This window comes from Haloactinospora alba (genome assembly GCF_006717075.1).
GTDB lineage: Bacteria > Actinomycetota > Actinomycetes > Streptosporangiales > Streptosporangiaceae > Haloactinospora > Haloactinospora alba.
Window position 1 is genome coordinate 1,961,402 of sequence record NZ_VFQC01000001.1, and the last position, 15,715, is coordinate 1,977,116.

Here is a 15,715-nt window from a genome sequence, read left to right on the forward strand (position 1 = left end):
TCGGCCTCAGCAACGTGCCGGACAGACCTGCGGCCTGTGGTTCGCGCGAGGCGGTTGCCCGCCTCCAGCATCCGGAAGCCGGGGGGGAGGAAAAGGGCGGCTGTGCGGAGGGCGGTTACCGGCTGCCCCCGGTTCCACAGCAGCGGGAAAACGCGGGGGATTCCGGGACCGGTTCTGGGACGGCTGGAAAAGCCGTCCCAGAACCGGTGAGCGGGTTAGCGCACCTGCGGCCTACGGCCTGCCGCGTAGATGGTTACCGCGCCAACGCCGGCGGCCAGAACACCTCCGAGCACGAAGCCCGAGAGCTCCACACCGGTAACCGGCAGCTGCTCGCCCGCGTCGTTCACGGACTCAGTCTGGTTGTCCGTTTCCGGCGCGGACTGGTTGTTCTCCTGCTGGGCTGCGTCGTCCGACGTCTGCTTCTCGTTGTTGTCCGGGCCGCCCCCGGAGCTGTCCGAGTCGTCATCGGACGGCGGCGACGGCGGGTTCGTCCCGTCGTCCTTGGGCGGGTCCTGGGTGTCACCGTCATCCCCGCCGGGACCCTCGTCCCCGCCGGAACCGTCATCATCGTCGCCCCCGCCGGGACCCTCGTCCCCGCCGGAACCGTCATCATCGTCGCCCCCGCCGGGACCCTCGTCCCCGCCGGAGCCATCATCATCGTCGCCCCCGCCGGGACCCTCGTCCCCGCCGGAGCCATCATCATCGTCGCCCCCGCCGGGACCCTCGTCCCCGCCGGAGCCATCATCATCGTCGCCCCCGCCGGGACCCTCGTCCCCGCCGGAACCGTCATCATCGTCGCCCCCGCCGGGATCAGGGACATCGTCCCCTGGCGGGTCCTCTTCTCCCGGGTCGTCCGGGGGAAGGTCGGGGGATACATCGTCAACGATGTCAGAAACCTGAAAACCGTCATCGGACTCGACGGGGGTCTCCGTCTCCACGGCAGGCTCCGCCGCGGACCGCTGCCGGTCGTCAACAGCCGCTTCCGGATCCTGTCCGGTTTCCTGCTGTTCGCCGGTGGAAGACGAGACCGCCTCGGGCGCTGTCTCGTCCACGGTGTCCGCAACCGCCGGAGCTCCGGAGAACCCGGCGGCCAACAGACCTGCGGTGGCTATGCCGACCGCACGTGCTGTGTGGGACATCCTGCTCCCTTCGTATTATCGGGGGGATCATTCCGGGGAGAGGGCATACAGGTCGCCGTCAGCGACGACGACCGCACGACCGTCGACCAGTCCCCACGGCCGGGCGGCACCGTCTTCCATCTCGCGCGGTTCGCCCTCGGCGTCCACCGCCACGGGAACACCGCCCGTACTGCCGTAGACCACGTCGCCGGTCGCGTTCGCGGGTTCGAACCCGCTGACAGTGGTGGCGTCGCCCTCCGCAAGATCCACCACCACTGGTCCGTAGGCCGCCACACTGGCGCCCTCCACCCATCGGGCGTCGGCGATTTCGCCCGTTGTGGTGCCTGTCGCTGCTACGACGGAGCCGTCGCCGGAATCGTGGACCGCGAGAACGACACCGTCGCCCTCCGCAGCGCTCCACCGGACGATGACGTACTCCTCGCGAGCCGTCAGTACCTCGTCGAGTTCTCCGGCGCCCTCCGGCGGGGTCGGCTCCACCTCGGTCGAGGTCCCGTCGGGGGTGACCCAGTTCCACGGGCCGTGCGCCACCGCTGTGAGCACACGTTGCCCGTCCGCGACCATGGCACCCGAGTCGCCGGGCAGCTCGACCTGTTCCAATTCCCCCTGTGCCGGGACGAAGGCCTCGTCACCGCTGAGAACCAACGGGGCGGTGCCGGCGAACACGACGTTGGCGTCCTCCGGAAGCTCCACGGGATCGGATCTGTCGCCCTGCGGGGACCACTGCCACAGGTTTCCCGCGTCGACGAGGGCGATACCGTATCCGTCCTCCTGGCGCACGAACCTCGGTCTTCCCTCGACGCCCTCGGGGTCCAGCGGCAGGTCAGCCGACCACTTCTCCTCCCCGTCCTCCCCGACGACGACGAGTTGCCCCTCCGGGTCGATGAACGCGGCGGCGCTCTCGTCTGGAGCGACGTCGGGCTGTGTGTCGGGACGCATCGTCAGCCGCCACCGGGCCTCCTCGCCGAAACCGGGTGGAGCGGGGCGGGCGTCGAGGGTATGGGAGGGGCCGTCCCCGTCCTCCGTTGGTTGCGGGGGCCCCTCTCCCGGGAGGAAGTGCACGACGGTCGCCCCGAGCCCGGCGACCACGGCGACCGACAGTACTCCCCCACCGACCAGGAGGCCGACCCTGCGCCTGCGTCGTTTCGGCGCGGCGCCCCCGGTGTCCTCCGCTCCCGCGGCGCGCACGACACCAGCGGGATTGATGACGAGCTGCCACGAACCGTTGGCGTCGCGTGCGTTCACCAGGACGGACCTGCCGGTCGCGGCGGCGTGCGCGGTGGCGGTGTCCAGGGCGGCACGACGTGTCTCTTTGGGAAGACTCCCGGTCACCAACCGCATGGTGCCCTCAATCGTCACGTGAGCGCTCAGTTCGTCGGGAGCGATCGCGATCGTAACGGGAGCAGGCGTCTCTGAGCCGGCTGTGTTCATGTCCGGCCCTGTTCGGGAGGGGTAACGGCACCGGCCGCGGGGAGCCGTCGTTGGATGCGTGGCGGAATCATGGCCTTCAACCTGGTCACGAACCTGTTGTTTCTCGGGGTGTGACGATCGTCGGACACGCTCCGTGGGTACCGGTCCCACTGCGGGAGACGGGAACAGCCATGAGCGGTCAACCAGCAGACACGGACTCGGGGGATGGTACTGGTCCGGTACACACGGACAGGCTACGTTTTCAGGTCACACTTCCGGGCACCAGCTTACGGGCAAGAGAACGCTGCGGATGCCCGCACTCGGGGATTACGGCGGGCTGGTCAGGGGTGAGGGACCGAATCGCCGCAGGCAGTATGCGTTTCGGTCCGTATCCAAATCAGTTTTGGCCACATCCGGCCACCGGTGATGTTCGGTGACGGAACCAACCGGTCACTATTAGTCCCTCGTCCGCCGAGGGCCAGGAGCTGAGAGATCGTGCGCGTCCTCCGACCGCTCCGGAGGCACACGGCCCCTTTCGGGAAGCCCCTCCCTGGCTTGGTCCTTCTCCTCCTCATCGGTGGGCTCGTTCGTAACGTCACGTAGCGCGCGTTCGTGCCGTTCGGCGGAACGAGCCGCACGGTCCCTCCTGCGGTCGGCGAGCTCGGCCCGCGCCGCCGCGGTACGGCCGGTGGGCCAAATAGCATCCATCTCCGCGTTCAGCGTGGTTCCTATGAGCACTGCCAGCGCCATCACCCACAGCCACGCGAGTATCGCGATCGGCGCGGTGAGCGAACCGTAGATGGTGACCCTCCCGAACGAGGCGTCGAGGTACAGACGCAGTGCTCCGGATCCCGCGACCAGGATCACCATCGCCAACAACGCGCCGGGGAGGTGGCGCAGCACCGGAGTCCGCACTGGAACGCTCAGTGTGTACAGCAGCACGAGGGCCAGCACCGACAGCCCACCCACCACCGGCCAGTAGGCGAAACGCAGGTAGCCCGCGGCCTCGGGAAGGAGGTCACGGATGACGTCCGGACCGGCCACCAGGACCGGCAGCATGACCAGTGCGAACAGCAGCCCACCGAGGTAGGTGAGGAACGCCAGGGCCCGTTGGCGGATGTAGCCGCGCAACCCGTCCAGACCGTAGGCGATGGTGATCGCGTCGATGAAGACGTTCATGGCACGCGACCCGGACCACAGGGACACGACGAAGGTCACCGACAGCAGTCCCCCCTGGGCTCCGCGGAGGAAGTCGTCCACCAACGGCGCCACCATGCGGTCCACGGTCCGCGCTGTCAGCACCGTCTCAGCCAGGTCGAGCATCCAGACGCGTATCTCCTGGACGGTGTCCTCCCCGAGCAGGGGGGACAGATGGCCCAGCGTTCCGAGCAGCCCCAGCAGTAGGGCGGGTAGGGACAGAAGCGAGAAGAACGCGGACTCCGCGGCGAGTCCGACAACGCGGGCACGCACCACGGAACGCACGGTCCGCCCCAGGAGTAGGACGAGCTTTCCCGTACGGGGGAAACGTTCCCCGCACCTTGCTGCGGCGCCTCGCAGCCGCGCCCGTATGGTCCACACGCCACCAACATAACCGCAGGGCATGCGCGCCTCCGCGGGAGTGCGCCGCTTCGGGAACAAACGCTGCCGTTTCGAGAGCCGACCGTGACCGAGCGCGGCTCCCTACCGAACGCACCCGTGCCGGTACGACGCACGTGATGTGTTTCACGAACACCCGCGTAATTATGGACAATGCCCCGTCCCCGTGGCATTGTCAGGAACATGACTGCTGTGCTTGACCCGATGCTCTGCGTGCGCCGGCACGTGGACTTTTTGCGGGTCCGCAGCGCCATCTGTCGTAACGTCGGTTAACTTCGCCGCGCCCGTATATCCGAGTCCGCCCGAGCAACCGGGGCGTACGCGGCGCCGACGTTCCCCGCCCCCATCCGCGATCCGCGTGGTCCTGCTCGACTCGCGGAGAGTCCCGCGACTGGGGTGTGGCACGCGCCGGGCCGCGCGCCTCACCAACCCCAGTGAAGGACCCCGCGATGTCTTCCACCCCATCCACGACGTCCCGTGCGGAGAAACCCCGGCCACGCCGTGGCGAGGGCCAATGGGCCTTCGGCTATCGGGAGCCGCTGAACAAGAACGAGGAGAACAAGAAGAACGACGACGGGCTCAATGTCCGGCAGCGTATCCTCGACATCTACTCCAAGTCCGGGTTCGACTCGATCGATCCCGCGGACCTGCGCGGCCGGTTCCGCTGGTTCGGGCTGTACACCCAGCGCGCCCCCGGGATCGACGGCGGGAAGACCGCCGTGCTGGAGCCGGAGGAGCTCGAAGACCGCTACTTCATGATGCGTATCCGCATCGACGGCGGGCAGCTCAACGCCGCGCAGCTGCGCGCCATCGGTGACATCTCCACCACCTACGGACGCGACACCGCCGACGTCACGGACCGGCAGAACGTGCAGCTCCACTGGGTGCGCATCGAGGACGTTCCGGATATCTGGGAAAAGCTGGAATCCGTGGGGCTGTCCTCGACCCAGGCGTGCGGTGACGCGCCGCGTGTCATCCAGGGATGCCCGCTCTCCGGCATCGCCGCCGACGAGGTCATCGACGCCACACCGCAGATCGAGCAGGTGTACGCGGAGCACCTGGGAAGCCCGCTCTTCTCCAACCTGCCGCGCAAGTACAAGACGTCCATCTCCGGCTGCGCCTCGCACTGCACCAACCACGAGATCAACGACGTGGCCTTCGTCGGCGTCGCCGGACCGGACGGCACGACAGGCTATGACCTGCATGTCGGCGGTGGCCTGTCGACCAACCCGATGTTCGCGCACCGGTTGGGGGCCTTTGTCGCCCCCGAACAGGTCAGCGAGGTGTGGGCCGGCGTGACCGCGCTCTTCCGGGACTACGGGTACCGCCGGATGCGGCACCGGGCCCGGATCAAGTTCCTCATCAAGGACTGGGGCGCGGAGAAGTTCCGCGAGGTGCTGGAGAAGGAGTACCTCGGCTACGCGCTTCCCGACGGCCCCGCGCCACAGCTCGACCCCGGGCTGCAGCGCGACCACATCGGGGTGCACCGCCAGCGCGACGGGCGCAACTACGTCGGGTTCACCCCGCGGGTGGGGCGCGTCTCGGGGACCATGCTCTCCCGTATCGCCGACATCGCCGAGGAGCACGGTTCCGAACGCATCCGTACCACCGCCGACCAGAAGCTCGTCATCCTGGATATCGCTGACGACCAGGTGTCCTCCATCGTCGCGGCGCTGGAGGGCGAGGACCTGCAGGTGCGCCCCAGCGTCTTCCGCCGCCAGACGATGGCCTGCACCGGGATCGAGTTCTGCAAGCTGGCGATCGTGGAGACGAAGGATCGCGGCTCCCAGCTCATCGACGAACTGGAGCACCGGCTCCCCGACTTTCCGGAACCGGTCACCATCAACCTCAACGGCTGCCCCAACTCGTGCGCGCGCATCCAGGTGGCTGACATCGGTCTCAAGGGGCAGCTCGTCACTGACGCCCAGGGGCAACAGGTCGAGGGCTACCAGGTGCACCTGGGCGGCGGCATGGGGTTGAACGCGGCGTTCGGCCGCAAGGTGCGCGGGTTGAAGACGACCTCGGCCGAACTCCCGGACTACATCGAACGGGTCCTCCGCCGCTTCCTGGAGCAACGCGCCGAGGGCGAGCCCTTCGCGTCGTGGGCGGCACGCGCCGAGGACCACGACCTCACCTGACGCCACATAGGAACGGGCCACGACGACGATGTCGGAACGAGCAGCACCCCACTACTGCCCATACTGCGCGGACGAGGATCTGGTGCCGCACGAGGACGAGCAGCGTCCGGACGTCACGGGAGCCTGGGCGTGTCTCTCCTGCGCCCGTGTCTTCCAGGTGACGTTCGTCGGTCTCCGTTCCGCCGCGTTCGGTGGGACGGAGCCGGCACCGAGGGATGGGAACGCATGAACACCACACTGTCTGGCAAGGATTTAGCGAAGCACGCGGCAGCGGAACTGGAGGACGCGAGCGCGGCCGAGATCATCCGGTGGGCGTCGGAGACGTTCGGCGACGGGCTGTGCATGACCTCGTCGATGGCCGACGCTCTCATGGTCGACCTGGTCTCCGCGTCCGTCCCCGGGATCGACGTGATCTTTCTGGACACCGGGTACCACTTCGCGGAAACCATCGGTACGCGCGACGCGGTCGAGGCGGTGTACGACATCAACCTGATCAATGTCGAACCGCTGCGGTCCGTCCCCGAGCAGGACCGTGAGCTCGGCCCCCGGCTGTACGGCCGTAACCCCAACATCTGCTGCCACCTGCGCAAGGTGGAACCGCTGCAGCGGGCATTGGAGCCCTACGACGCCTGGATCAGCGGGCTGCGCCGCGACGAGGCCACCACCCGCACGAACATCAGCGTCGTGCAGTGGGACGCGCGCAAGCAGATGGTCAAGGTCAACCCGATCGCACGGTGGACCCAGGAGGACGTGGACACCTACATGGCCGAACACGGTGTTCTGGTCAACCCGCTGCGCTACGAGGGGTACCTCTCCATCGGCTGCGCTCCCTGCACCCGGCCGGTCGCCGAGGGGGAGGACCCGCGCAGCGGGCGCTGGGCCGGCATGGGCAAGACCGAGTGCGGGATCCACGTGTGAGGGTTCCTCCGCCGGAGGGACTGTCGGCCGGGCCGACCGGCCCGCCGCGACCGGTACCGGCCACCGTCACGTTCGCCCACCGCGGTGCGTGGACGGCAGCGCCCACACCAGGAAGGAGGACGGCGTGTCCTTCCCCGCCCGACGGCGGGGATCCGCGCCAATCATTCGATGAACGACAGTGACAACGTTCCGTTGGTGGCGGTGGCCCACGGGAGCCAGGACGAGCGTTCCGCGCACGCGGTGGAGATGATCTTCCAACGGGTCCGGCGGCTGCGTCCGGAGCTGGACGTGCGGGTGGCCTACCTGGACCACGTGGAGCCCGGCGCCGAGGAAGCCATCACCGGGCTGGCCGCCGAGGGCGCCGGCGAGGTCGTGGTGCTGCCGACGTTGCTGACGGCGGCCTACCACAGCACGGTGGACCTTCCCACGGTGCTGGCGCGGGTGCGGGAGTCCTGCCCGTGGCTCCGCGTCCACTACGGCGAGACCCTGGGCCCGCACCCGCTGCTGCTGGACGCGGTGGAGCGCAGGCTGGCCGAGGCCGGTGTGACGCCGGACCCGGCTACCGCGCTGGTGCTGGCCTCCGCCGGTTCCAGCGATGCCACGGCGAACGCCACCATCAGCGCGCTGACCGACCAGCTCGCCGCCCGGGGAGCCTGGGGCCGGGTGATACCGGCGTTCGCGTCCATGGCCTCCCCCACCCCGGGTGAGGCGGTAGCGCGGCTGCGGGAGTCCGGGGCCGCGCGGGTAGCGGTGGCGAGCTACCTGCTGGCTCCGGGATTCTTCGCCGACCGGGTGGCCGACCAGGCGTCCGCCGCGGGCGCGGCCGCGGTCTCTCCCGCCCTGGCCGACACCCCGGAACTCGCCTGGCTGGTGCTGGAGCGCTACGAGGAGGCGCGCTCGCGGAAGCCGTCGGTGGTGTCGGGCTCGTAGCGTGTCCCGCTCCGGAGTCACTCGCGTGGCGCGTGGGAGCACGCGGGTGACGGGAGAGGCCAGCGTGGGCGGGGCGGCTTCGCAAGGGTCGCCGGCACTGCGGCCACTGCGGATGGTGGGACCGGCTCGCAGGCGCGGGCCTCGGCCCGGTCGTCGGTGTTCCCACCGCACCGGTAGTGCGTGGGGAACACCGTGCAGGTGCGAGGTATGGCCTCCCGCTCGTGCCCCTTGGGGCGGGGATAAGGCCTCCGCCATCAGGCGCGCGTCCGGCTTGGGGAGCTGGCCTCCGGCGATGGGCGCCGCGAGCGAGGCGGCCCGGACCCGCGTACCGCCGGGCGCATGACGCACCATCGCCCGGGCCGTCAACAGCAGGCGAACTCGCAGTAGACCTGGCTGAAGTCACCCGCCCGCAGCGCCTCGGCCGGGATGTCCAGCGAGATCATGCCGCCGTCGCCCCATTCCCACATGTCGTCGGTATCGAGCTGAAGCAGGTGGTCGCTGTCGAGCTGAAGCAGGTGGAGGCGGCTGTCGTCGGCTATGGGCTCGCCCTGCATCTGCCACGGCCACCCGAACGCCCGGTGCCCGTTGATACGCCGTTCGGCGTCGAGGTCCGGAGCATGCTCATGCATATGCCGGAATCCTCCGTCGTTCCCGTCGTCCGGGAGCAGCTCCAAAAGCGGTTCCTGGATCCCTGCCAACGCCTCGCGCACCTCGGGATCGAGCCGCTCCTTGCCAAGCGCGAAATCGGTGTCGTTCAGGTCGGGAACCGTCACGATGGGCTCGGCACGGACGGGGCGCAGGGGCAGCGTGCCCACTCCAGAGGGGGCCGGGGCCTCCACCGCTTTGGCCGGGTCGGCGGGCACCACCCGCCAGTCGCGCGGCGCTCCGAAGACCGCATGACGCGAGTGGTTGGTGCCGTCCTCGATCATGTCGTTGTATCCCCCGTAAAAGACGTTGAGCAGGTTCGCGCCAGGCGGCAGTGCGACGTCGAGCCAGGGCGCCAGTGCGTCGGTGTCAAGCACCGCGAGCAGGGTCAACGTTCCGTGTTCCGATGCCGGCCACGGCGTCCCCGGCTCCAGCAGCGCCGGCCCGCCGAACCGGCACCGCCCCGAGGGTTTCTCGCCCTCCCCCGTGGGGTATAGCTCGAATCCGTTCCGAAACAGCGCCGCGACCCGCGGCCCCATATCGGTACCCAGGTGGCTGGTGCACAACCGTTCGATCCGTGTCTTGAGTTCCTGTGGTTCCACGGTGGAATCCAACCACTCCCTGAAGACATTTCTGAGCGCAACCCCAGCGCAACCCTTACATCGTAGATCCACGTACACGTTGGCTTCTGCCGCACGGTCGGCCAGTCCACGACGAGGCCCCGGGACGCTGGGACGCAGACCGCCTGCGAACACCGCGTAGCCACCGCACTCGGTGAATCTCGCACCCGCTCCGCCGGAGGACGCAGCGGTGAGAGCCCACCGCCTGGACCACGTGGTTGGTCATTGCGCACTCGGCGCATCGCCGGCTGGCCCCTCTCCTCTGCGCCCAACACGATCGGGCCGTTAGCCTGGGATCGACCACCGACCGAATCCGGTTCGAGACACGCGCCGAGGAGAGCCAACCGCATGCCCCCCACGCACGAGGTGTTCAACCAGCCCGCCCCGCTGGAGGACTACGACGTCGCCACCGAGGACGCTCTGCTCGACGGCCTCCACCGCGAGGGCGCCGGCTGGGCCGCTGACGAGCTGCACGAGCTGGGGCGGCTCGCCGGGACGGCCCGCGCCGGCCTGTGGGCCGAGCAGGCCAACGTGAACCATCCCGCGTTGCGCACGCACGACCGGTACGGGCACCGTGTCGACGAGGTCGACTTCCATCCCGCCTGGCACGTGCTCACGGACACCGCCGTGCGTTACGGGTTGCACGCCGCACCGTGGGCGGAGGACACACCGGGTTCCCACGTAGCACGAGCCGCGAAGTTCTACGTCTGGTCCCAGGTCGAGGGCGGGCATGGCTGCCCCATGTCCATGACCTACGCTGCCGTCCCCGCGCTGCGCCACTCCCCCGAGCTGGCCGCCCGGTACGAGCCACTGCTGTCGGCGCGGAGCTACGACTTCGGGCTCCGCCCACCGAGGTCCAAGGAAGGGCTCCTCGCCGGGATGTCGATGACGGAGAAGCAGGGCGGATCGGACGTACGGAGCAACACCACCAGCGCTGTCCCCACCTCGGACGGCGGGTACCTGATCACCGGCCACAAGTGGTTCACGTCGGCTCCCATGGGAGACCTGTTCCTCACCCTCGTCCAGACCGCGGAGGGCCCCACCTGCCTGCTGGTTCCCCGGGTGCTGGAGGACGGCACCCGCAACACCCTGCTGATCCAACGGCTCAAGGACAAGCTGGGCAACCGTTCCAACGCCTCGGCCGAGGTGGAGTACGACGAGGCGATGGGATGGCCGGTCGGTTCCCCCGGACGCGGGGTGCGCACCATCATCGACATGGTGAACAGCACGCGGCTGGACTGTGTCGTCGGTTCCGCCGCGGGGATGCGAGCAGGACTCGTGCGCGCCATGCACCACGCCACCCAGCGCCGCGCGTTCGGTGACCTGCTGGTCAACCAGCCGCTGATGCGCAACGTCCTCGCTGACCTCTCGTTGGAGGCAGAGGCGGCGACGGTGCTGATGCTGCGTCTGGCCGGTGCCGCGGACCGTGCCGTCCACGGGGACGAGCACGAGGACGCTTTCCGTCGGATCGCTGTCGCCGTCGGGAAGTACTGGGTCACCAAACGGTTGCCCGCCCACGCGGGAGAAGCCCTGGAGTGCCTGGGAGGCAACGGTTACGTCGAGGAGTCCGGGATGCCGCGACTGTTCCGGGAGTCGCCGCTCAACTCCATCTGGGAGGGATCCGGCAACGTGGTGGCCCTCGACGTGCTGCGCGCCATGGCAAAGCAGCCCTCCGGGGTGTCGGCGTTCTTCGCTGAGGCGGAGCGGGCCTGCGGGGCCGACCGGCGTTTCGACGACGCGCTCGCGCGGCTGCGCGAGGACGTGGGCGACGTGACGGACATGCAGTTCCGCGCTCGTGAACTGGTGGAGCGTATGGCACTGACGCTGCAGGCTTCCCTGATGATCCGGCACGCTCCCGCACCGGTCGCCGACGCGTTCGTCGCCTCACGCCTCGGCGGGGAGCGGGGCGCCAGCTTCGGCACCCTAGCGCGCGGAGCGGACGTCGCGGCGATCCTGGAGCGGAACCAGCCCCGAGTGTGACCCCTCTCTTCCCACGGGGAGCCTGCCGTTCCTTCCCTCCCCTTCCGCGATCCCGCCCCCTCCACACCGAATCGGTCATTTCGCAAATCCTACACTAAAAACAGAAAGAAAAGAACACAGGATTCCCGCACTGCCGCATTCGGAAACAGCGACTTTCCACCCATCGACTCCCAACCGGAATGCGGACCTCGTTTTTCGCGATATCTCTGAAAGAGCAGGGTTTCTGTGGTTCCATTAGGTGCGACGCCACAGCACACAACGGAACCGACACGAGCGAACCGGGGGCGGTAACGTCATGGTGGAAGTACGGCCGGGGAATTCCTACCCTCTCGGCGCGACCTATGACGGCGCGGGAACCAACTTCTCTCTGTTCTCCGAAATAGCGGAAGGTGTGGACCTCTGCCTGTTCGACCATGCCGGCAACGAGACCGTCGTTCCGCTCGTCGAGCGGGACGGCTTCGTCTGGCACGGTTACCTTCCCGGCATCGGTCCCGGCCAACGCTACGGCTACCGGGTGCATGGGCCCTACGAACCGGAAGCCGGGCTGCGTTGCAACCCCAGCAAACTACTCGTCGACCCCTATGCCAAAGCCATCGACGGTACGGTCGAATGGCACGAGGCGCTTTTCAGCTACCACTTCGACAACCCCACCCACCGCAACACGCGCGACAGCGCACCCTATGTTCCCAAATGCGTGGTGGTAAGCCCATTCTTCGACTGGGGGAACGCGAGCCGCCCCCACATTCCCTACCACCGGACCGTGATATACGAGACGCACGTCCGGGGACTGACGATGCAGCATCCGGACATTCCGGAACACCAGCGCGGAACTTACGCCGGAATCGCCCACCCGGCCATAGTCGACTACCTCACCTCGCTCGGCGTCACCTCGGTCGAGTTGATGCCAGTGCACCACTTCGTCCCGGAGCACGCGTTCGTCGCCCGTGGACTCACCAACTACTGGGGTTACAACACGCTCGCCTACCTCGCGCCGCACAGTGGCTACTCCTCCAGCGGAACGCTGGGACAGCAGGTCCAGGAGTTCAAGAGCATGGTGCGATCGCTGCACGAGGCCGGGATCGAGGTGCTGCTCGACGTGGTCTACAACCACACGGCCGAGGGCGACCACACCGGCCCCACCCTGTCCCTGCGCGGGATCGACAACCTCAGTTACTACCGGCTGCGCGACGGCGACCAGCGCTACTACCTCGACTACACCGGGTGCGGCAACAGTCTCAACATGCGCCACCCCCACGCGCTGCAACTCATCATGGACTCCCTGCGCTACTGGGTTCTGGAGATGCACGTCGACGGTTTCCGCTTCGACCTGGCATCCGCACTGGCCAGGGAGTTCCACGACGTGGACCGTCTGGCGACGTTCTTCGACATCGTCCAGCAGGACCCGGTCATCTCCCAGGTGAAACTGATCGCGGAACCGTGGGACGTCGGCCCCGGCGGGTACCAGGTCGGCAACTTTCCGCCCCTGTGGACGGAGTGGAACGGTAAGTACCGGGACACGGTCCGGGACTTCTGGCGCGGTTACCCCGTCGTCCCCGACCTCGCCTCCCGGCTCGCGGGGTCCAGCGACCTGTACCAGGACGACGGCCGTCGCCCCGGGGCTTCCATCAACTTCGTCACGTGCCACGACGGGTTCACACTCGCCGACCTGGTCAGCTACGACCACAAGCACAACGAGGACAACGGCGAGGACAACCAGGACGGGACCGACGACAACCGCTCGTGGAACCACGGGGCCGAGGGGAGCACGGACGATCCCGCCATCCGACGGCTACGGGAACGGCAACAGCGCAACCTCCTGGCGACCCTGTTCCTCTCCCAGGGAGTCGTCATGCTCTCCCACGGGGACGAGATCGGCCGCACGCAGTACGGGAACAACAACGCCTACTGCCAGGACAACACCCTCGCGTGGGTGGATTGGGACCTGTCCGAGGAGAAGGCGCGACTGCTCGTCTACGTCCGGCACCTCGCGGAACTGCGCCGCACCCATCCCGTGTTCCGGCGGCGGCGTTTCTTCTCCGGACACGCGCCCCGGGGCGGCGGGCTGCGTGACATCACGTGGTTCCACTCCGACGGAAGGATGATGACCGACCACGACTGGCAGACGGGAGGAACCGTGCTCGGGGTGTTCCTCAACGGGGACGCCATAACCGAACCCGACCGCTGGGGACAGCCGATCTCGGATGACTCCTTCCTCCTGTTCCTCAACAGCAGCACGGAACCGGTGGACTTCACCGTCCCCGGAACGGAGTACGGCCGTTCCTGGGAGACGGTGCTGGACACCGCGGATCCGGACTCCACCGGACGCCCGCCGGCTCCCGCCGGCGCCGCAGTGCGGGTACCCGACCGCGCGCTGCTGCTACTCCGACGCGGCACGACAACCCACCTCTCCGACGTCCCCGGTATGCCGGGCGCGGTCCGTTGCGCGGCGACCCCGCGGCAGCGTCTCACCTCACGGAGGTGAGTTCCCGCCGTTCCCTCTCCCGGGGGAGGGCGGCCCCGACCGGTACGGTCAGGGAACGGGTACGAAGAACGCGGCACCACGCGGTGTAGCGCGCGAGCGTGCGTCACGGTGCCGTGGGACGGACGCCGTGCACGCGGCCCAACGCGCGCGGAAGCTGTGCTTCCCACATGTGCGCGGGTGGCGTAGGAACGGTGCGTCGGATCTCCGCTTCGCCGTCGCCCGACCTGTGGCTCACACCGTGTCGACCGCTGCGTGGATACGAGCAGGAAGGAGAGGGCGTTCACTCCCCGTCCCCGGAGGGTCGGGTACTCCACGCCCAACACAACGATGAACCAGAGTTCCGCTACGGGTGCCGCGCGTTTCCGCGCGCTGCTGCCCGCCTCCGACGAGGAGCCCGGACTCGCCACGGCCTACGCCTATCCCGGGGAGCTCACCCGCCCGTGGCTGCGCGCCAACATGGTCACCAGCGTCGACGGTGGCGCGTGGGGCCCGTCCGGACGCACCGCCGAGCTCTCCGCTCCGGCAGACCGGGCTGTCATGAGCGTGCTGCGCGGCCAGGCCGACGTGGTACTCGCCGGGGCCGCGACGGCACGTATCGAGGGATACCGCCCGGTTCGGCCGCGCGAGGTTTTCACCACGCTGCGGGCGGGACGGTCGGCCACCCCGCCCGTAGCGATCATCACGCGCACGTTGGACGTCCACCCGGACCTGCTGCACCAAGCGCCGCAGGACGCTCCCACCATCGTGTTCACGACCGAGTCGGCGCCCGAGGCCAAACGCCGGGAGGTCTCGCGCGTCGCCGACCTCGTCGTTGCCGGAACCGAATCGGTACGGCCGGAGGAGGTCCTGTCGGCCCTCGCGGCACGGGGGATGTTCCGGGTTCTGACGGAGGGGGGACCCCAGTTGCTGTCCGAGTTCACTTCGGCCGGGCTCGTCGACGAGCTGTGCCTGACGGTGGCTCCCCACCTGATCGGACCGGCGGCCTCTCGCATCGTCGCCGGGGACGCCCCCTCCCACACCCAGGATCTCCGGCTCAGGCACGTACTGGAGTCCGAGGGGACGCTGTTCCTGCGCTACACGGCACAGTAGGCGGCGGCTCCGCCCGTTCTCGGACGCGGGCCGTTGCTTCCTCCCCGCGGTGGTACCGGTTGCCGCTCACCAGGAAAGCGGCGGGTCCGACGACAGCGCGGCCCCGTACGGGCGGGGCCGCAGAGGTCCGCGCCCGCGCCGGAGAGCGCGTCGGCCGCTGGTCCAGATCGCCGATCTCGCAACGGACCAACCAGGACTCCCGGAGGGCAAGGGTGGTCCGTTGCGAGATCGGCGGGCACAACGTCATGCCTCGCTAGTGTCCTACCGAGCGTCTGGACTTCTTGGACGCGAAAACCAGATAGATCAACGCGAGGATCGCGCTTCCGAGGAGGACCGCTCCCCCTGCGGCGGGAAGCAGGTCCTGGGAACGCGTCATCATCCACTCCGAAAGGGCGATTCCCAGGAGTAGGGCGACCGCCAACGCCCCGGCCGCGAACGTGGCCAGCACCCAGAAGAGCTTCTTGTCCGTCATCGGCTGCGGACGGGCACGTTCGATCCGCGACTCCGCCAGGTTCGCGGCCGTCCGCACGCGTGTCGTGGTCGCATTGACCGTCGTGGATATCACCTTCCAACTAAGACGGGCTTCCGAACGGATCCGGAAGGTGTGGTGGGCCAGCCAGAGGCGGCAGTACAGTGTCCGCCCCACACGGATCGGCTGGCGGCTTCCCAATGGCTGTCGGTATGAAACAAGCATCGCCACTTCTCCCGATCTACCTCCAAACCCTGGTGTTTCTCCTACCCGAGGAATTTCGTCCCGAACTTCACAGCTGG

The 15,715-nt window shown here is 68.5% G+C and carries 12 protein-coding genes; 7 read left to right on the top strand and 5 right to left on the bottom strand.

All coding sequences use genetic code 11. The annotated features are described in order from the left end of the window. Positions 1 to 215: 215 nt before the first annotated feature. The 3 genes from FHX37_RS08830 to FHX37_RS08840 form a co-directional block, all read right to left on the bottom strand. Positions 216 to 1,139 carry a hypothetical protein gene (locus tag FHX37_RS08830; protein ID WP_141923465.1) on the bottom strand — a complete coding sequence of 308 codons (924 nt, stop codon included), beginning with the start codon at positions 1,137 to 1,139 and terminating at the stop codon, positions 216 to 218. 27 nt (positions 1,140 to 1,166) lie between these two features. After that, positions 1,167 to 2,495: a hypothetical protein gene (locus FHX37_RS08835; RefSeq protein WP_246062207.1), complete on the bottom strand. Its 1,329-nt coding sequence runs from the start codon at positions 2,493 to 2,495 to the stop codon at positions 1,167 to 1,169. 507 nt (positions 2,496 to 3,002) lie between these two features. Continuing rightward, positions 3,003 to 4,019, bottom strand: a complete 1,017-nt coding sequence (locus FHX37_RS08840) for a YihY/virulence factor BrkB family protein (protein WP_342777606.1) — start codon at positions 4,017 to 4,019, stop codon at positions 3,003 to 3,005. 572 nt (positions 4,020 to 4,591) lie between these two features. Here FHX37_RS08840 and FHX37_RS08845 point away from each other — a divergent pair. The 4 genes from FHX37_RS08845 (at position 4,592) to FHX37_RS08860 (ending at position 8,128) form a co-directional block, all read left to right on the top strand. Next, positions 4,592 to 6,280 carry a nitrite/sulfite reductase gene (locus FHX37_RS08845; RefSeq protein WP_141923468.1) on the top strand — a complete coding sequence of 563 codons (1,689 nt, stop codon included), beginning with the start codon at positions 4,592 to 4,594 and terminating at the stop codon, positions 6,278 to 6,280. 28 nt (positions 6,281 to 6,308) lie between these two features. Continuing rightward, the gene (locus FHX37_RS23510) at positions 6,309 to 6,509 is read left to right on the top strand and encodes a hypothetical protein (RefSeq protein ID WP_141923469.1); all 201 of its coding nucleotides are present in this window, start codon (positions 6,309 to 6,311) and stop codon (positions 6,507 to 6,509) included. After that, the gene (locus FHX37_RS08855) at positions 6,506 to 7,198 is read left to right on the top strand and encodes a phosphoadenylyl-sulfate reductase (RefSeq protein ID WP_141923470.1); all 693 of its coding nucleotides are present in this window, start codon (positions 6,506 to 6,508) and stop codon (positions 7,196 to 7,198) included. The genes FHX37_RS23510 and FHX37_RS08855 overlap by 4 nt, the downstream gene beginning before the upstream one ends. Positions 7,199 to 7,366: 168 nt before the next feature. Further along, positions 7,367 to 8,128, top strand: coding sequence for a sirohydrochlorin chelatase (locus FHX37_RS08860; protein ID WP_141923471.1), 762 nt, complete (start codon positions 7,367 to 7,369; stop codon positions 8,126 to 8,128). Between the two features lie 362 nt (positions 8,129 to 8,490). Here FHX37_RS08860 and FHX37_RS08865 read toward each other — a convergent pair whose 3' ends face one another. Then, entirely contained in the window at positions 8,491 to 9,375 is an 885-nt protein-coding gene (locus FHX37_RS08865; protein WP_141923472.1) for a DUF1963 domain-containing protein, read from the bottom strand. A 366-nt stretch (positions 9,376 to 9,741) separates the two neighbouring features. Here FHX37_RS08865 and FHX37_RS08870 point away from each other — a divergent pair, with 366 nt between their 5' ends. From FHX37_RS08870 to FHX37_RS08880, 3 genes are all read left to right on the top strand, one after another. Beyond that, positions 9,742 to 11,373 (top strand): acyl-CoA dehydrogenase family protein, encoded by a 1,632-nt coding sequence (locus FHX37_RS08870; protein WP_141923473.1) that lies wholly within the window; start codon positions 9,742 to 9,744, stop codon positions 11,371 to 11,373. Between the two features lie 295 nt (positions 11,374 to 11,668). Next, complete coding sequence (gene glgX, locus FHX37_RS08875; RefSeq protein WP_141923474.1) at positions 11,669 to 13,855, top strand: glycogen debranching protein GlgX; 2,187 nt, start codon at positions 11,669 to 11,671, stop codon at positions 13,853 to 13,855. 327 nt (positions 13,856 to 14,182) lie between these two features. Next, positions 14,183 to 14,944, top strand: a complete 762-nt coding sequence (locus FHX37_RS08880; protein WP_141923475.1) for a pyrimidine reductase family protein — start codon at positions 14,183 to 14,185, stop codon at positions 14,942 to 14,944. 253 nt (positions 14,945 to 15,197) lie between these two features. Here FHX37_RS08880 and FHX37_RS08885 read toward each other — a convergent pair whose 3' ends face one another. Next, positions 15,198 to 15,638 carry a hypothetical protein gene (locus tag FHX37_RS08885; RefSeq protein WP_141923476.1) on the bottom strand — a complete coding sequence of 147 codons (441 nt, stop codon included), beginning with the start codon at positions 15,636 to 15,638 and terminating at the stop codon, positions 15,198 to 15,200. Positions 15,639 to 15,715 lie beyond the last annotated feature (77 nt).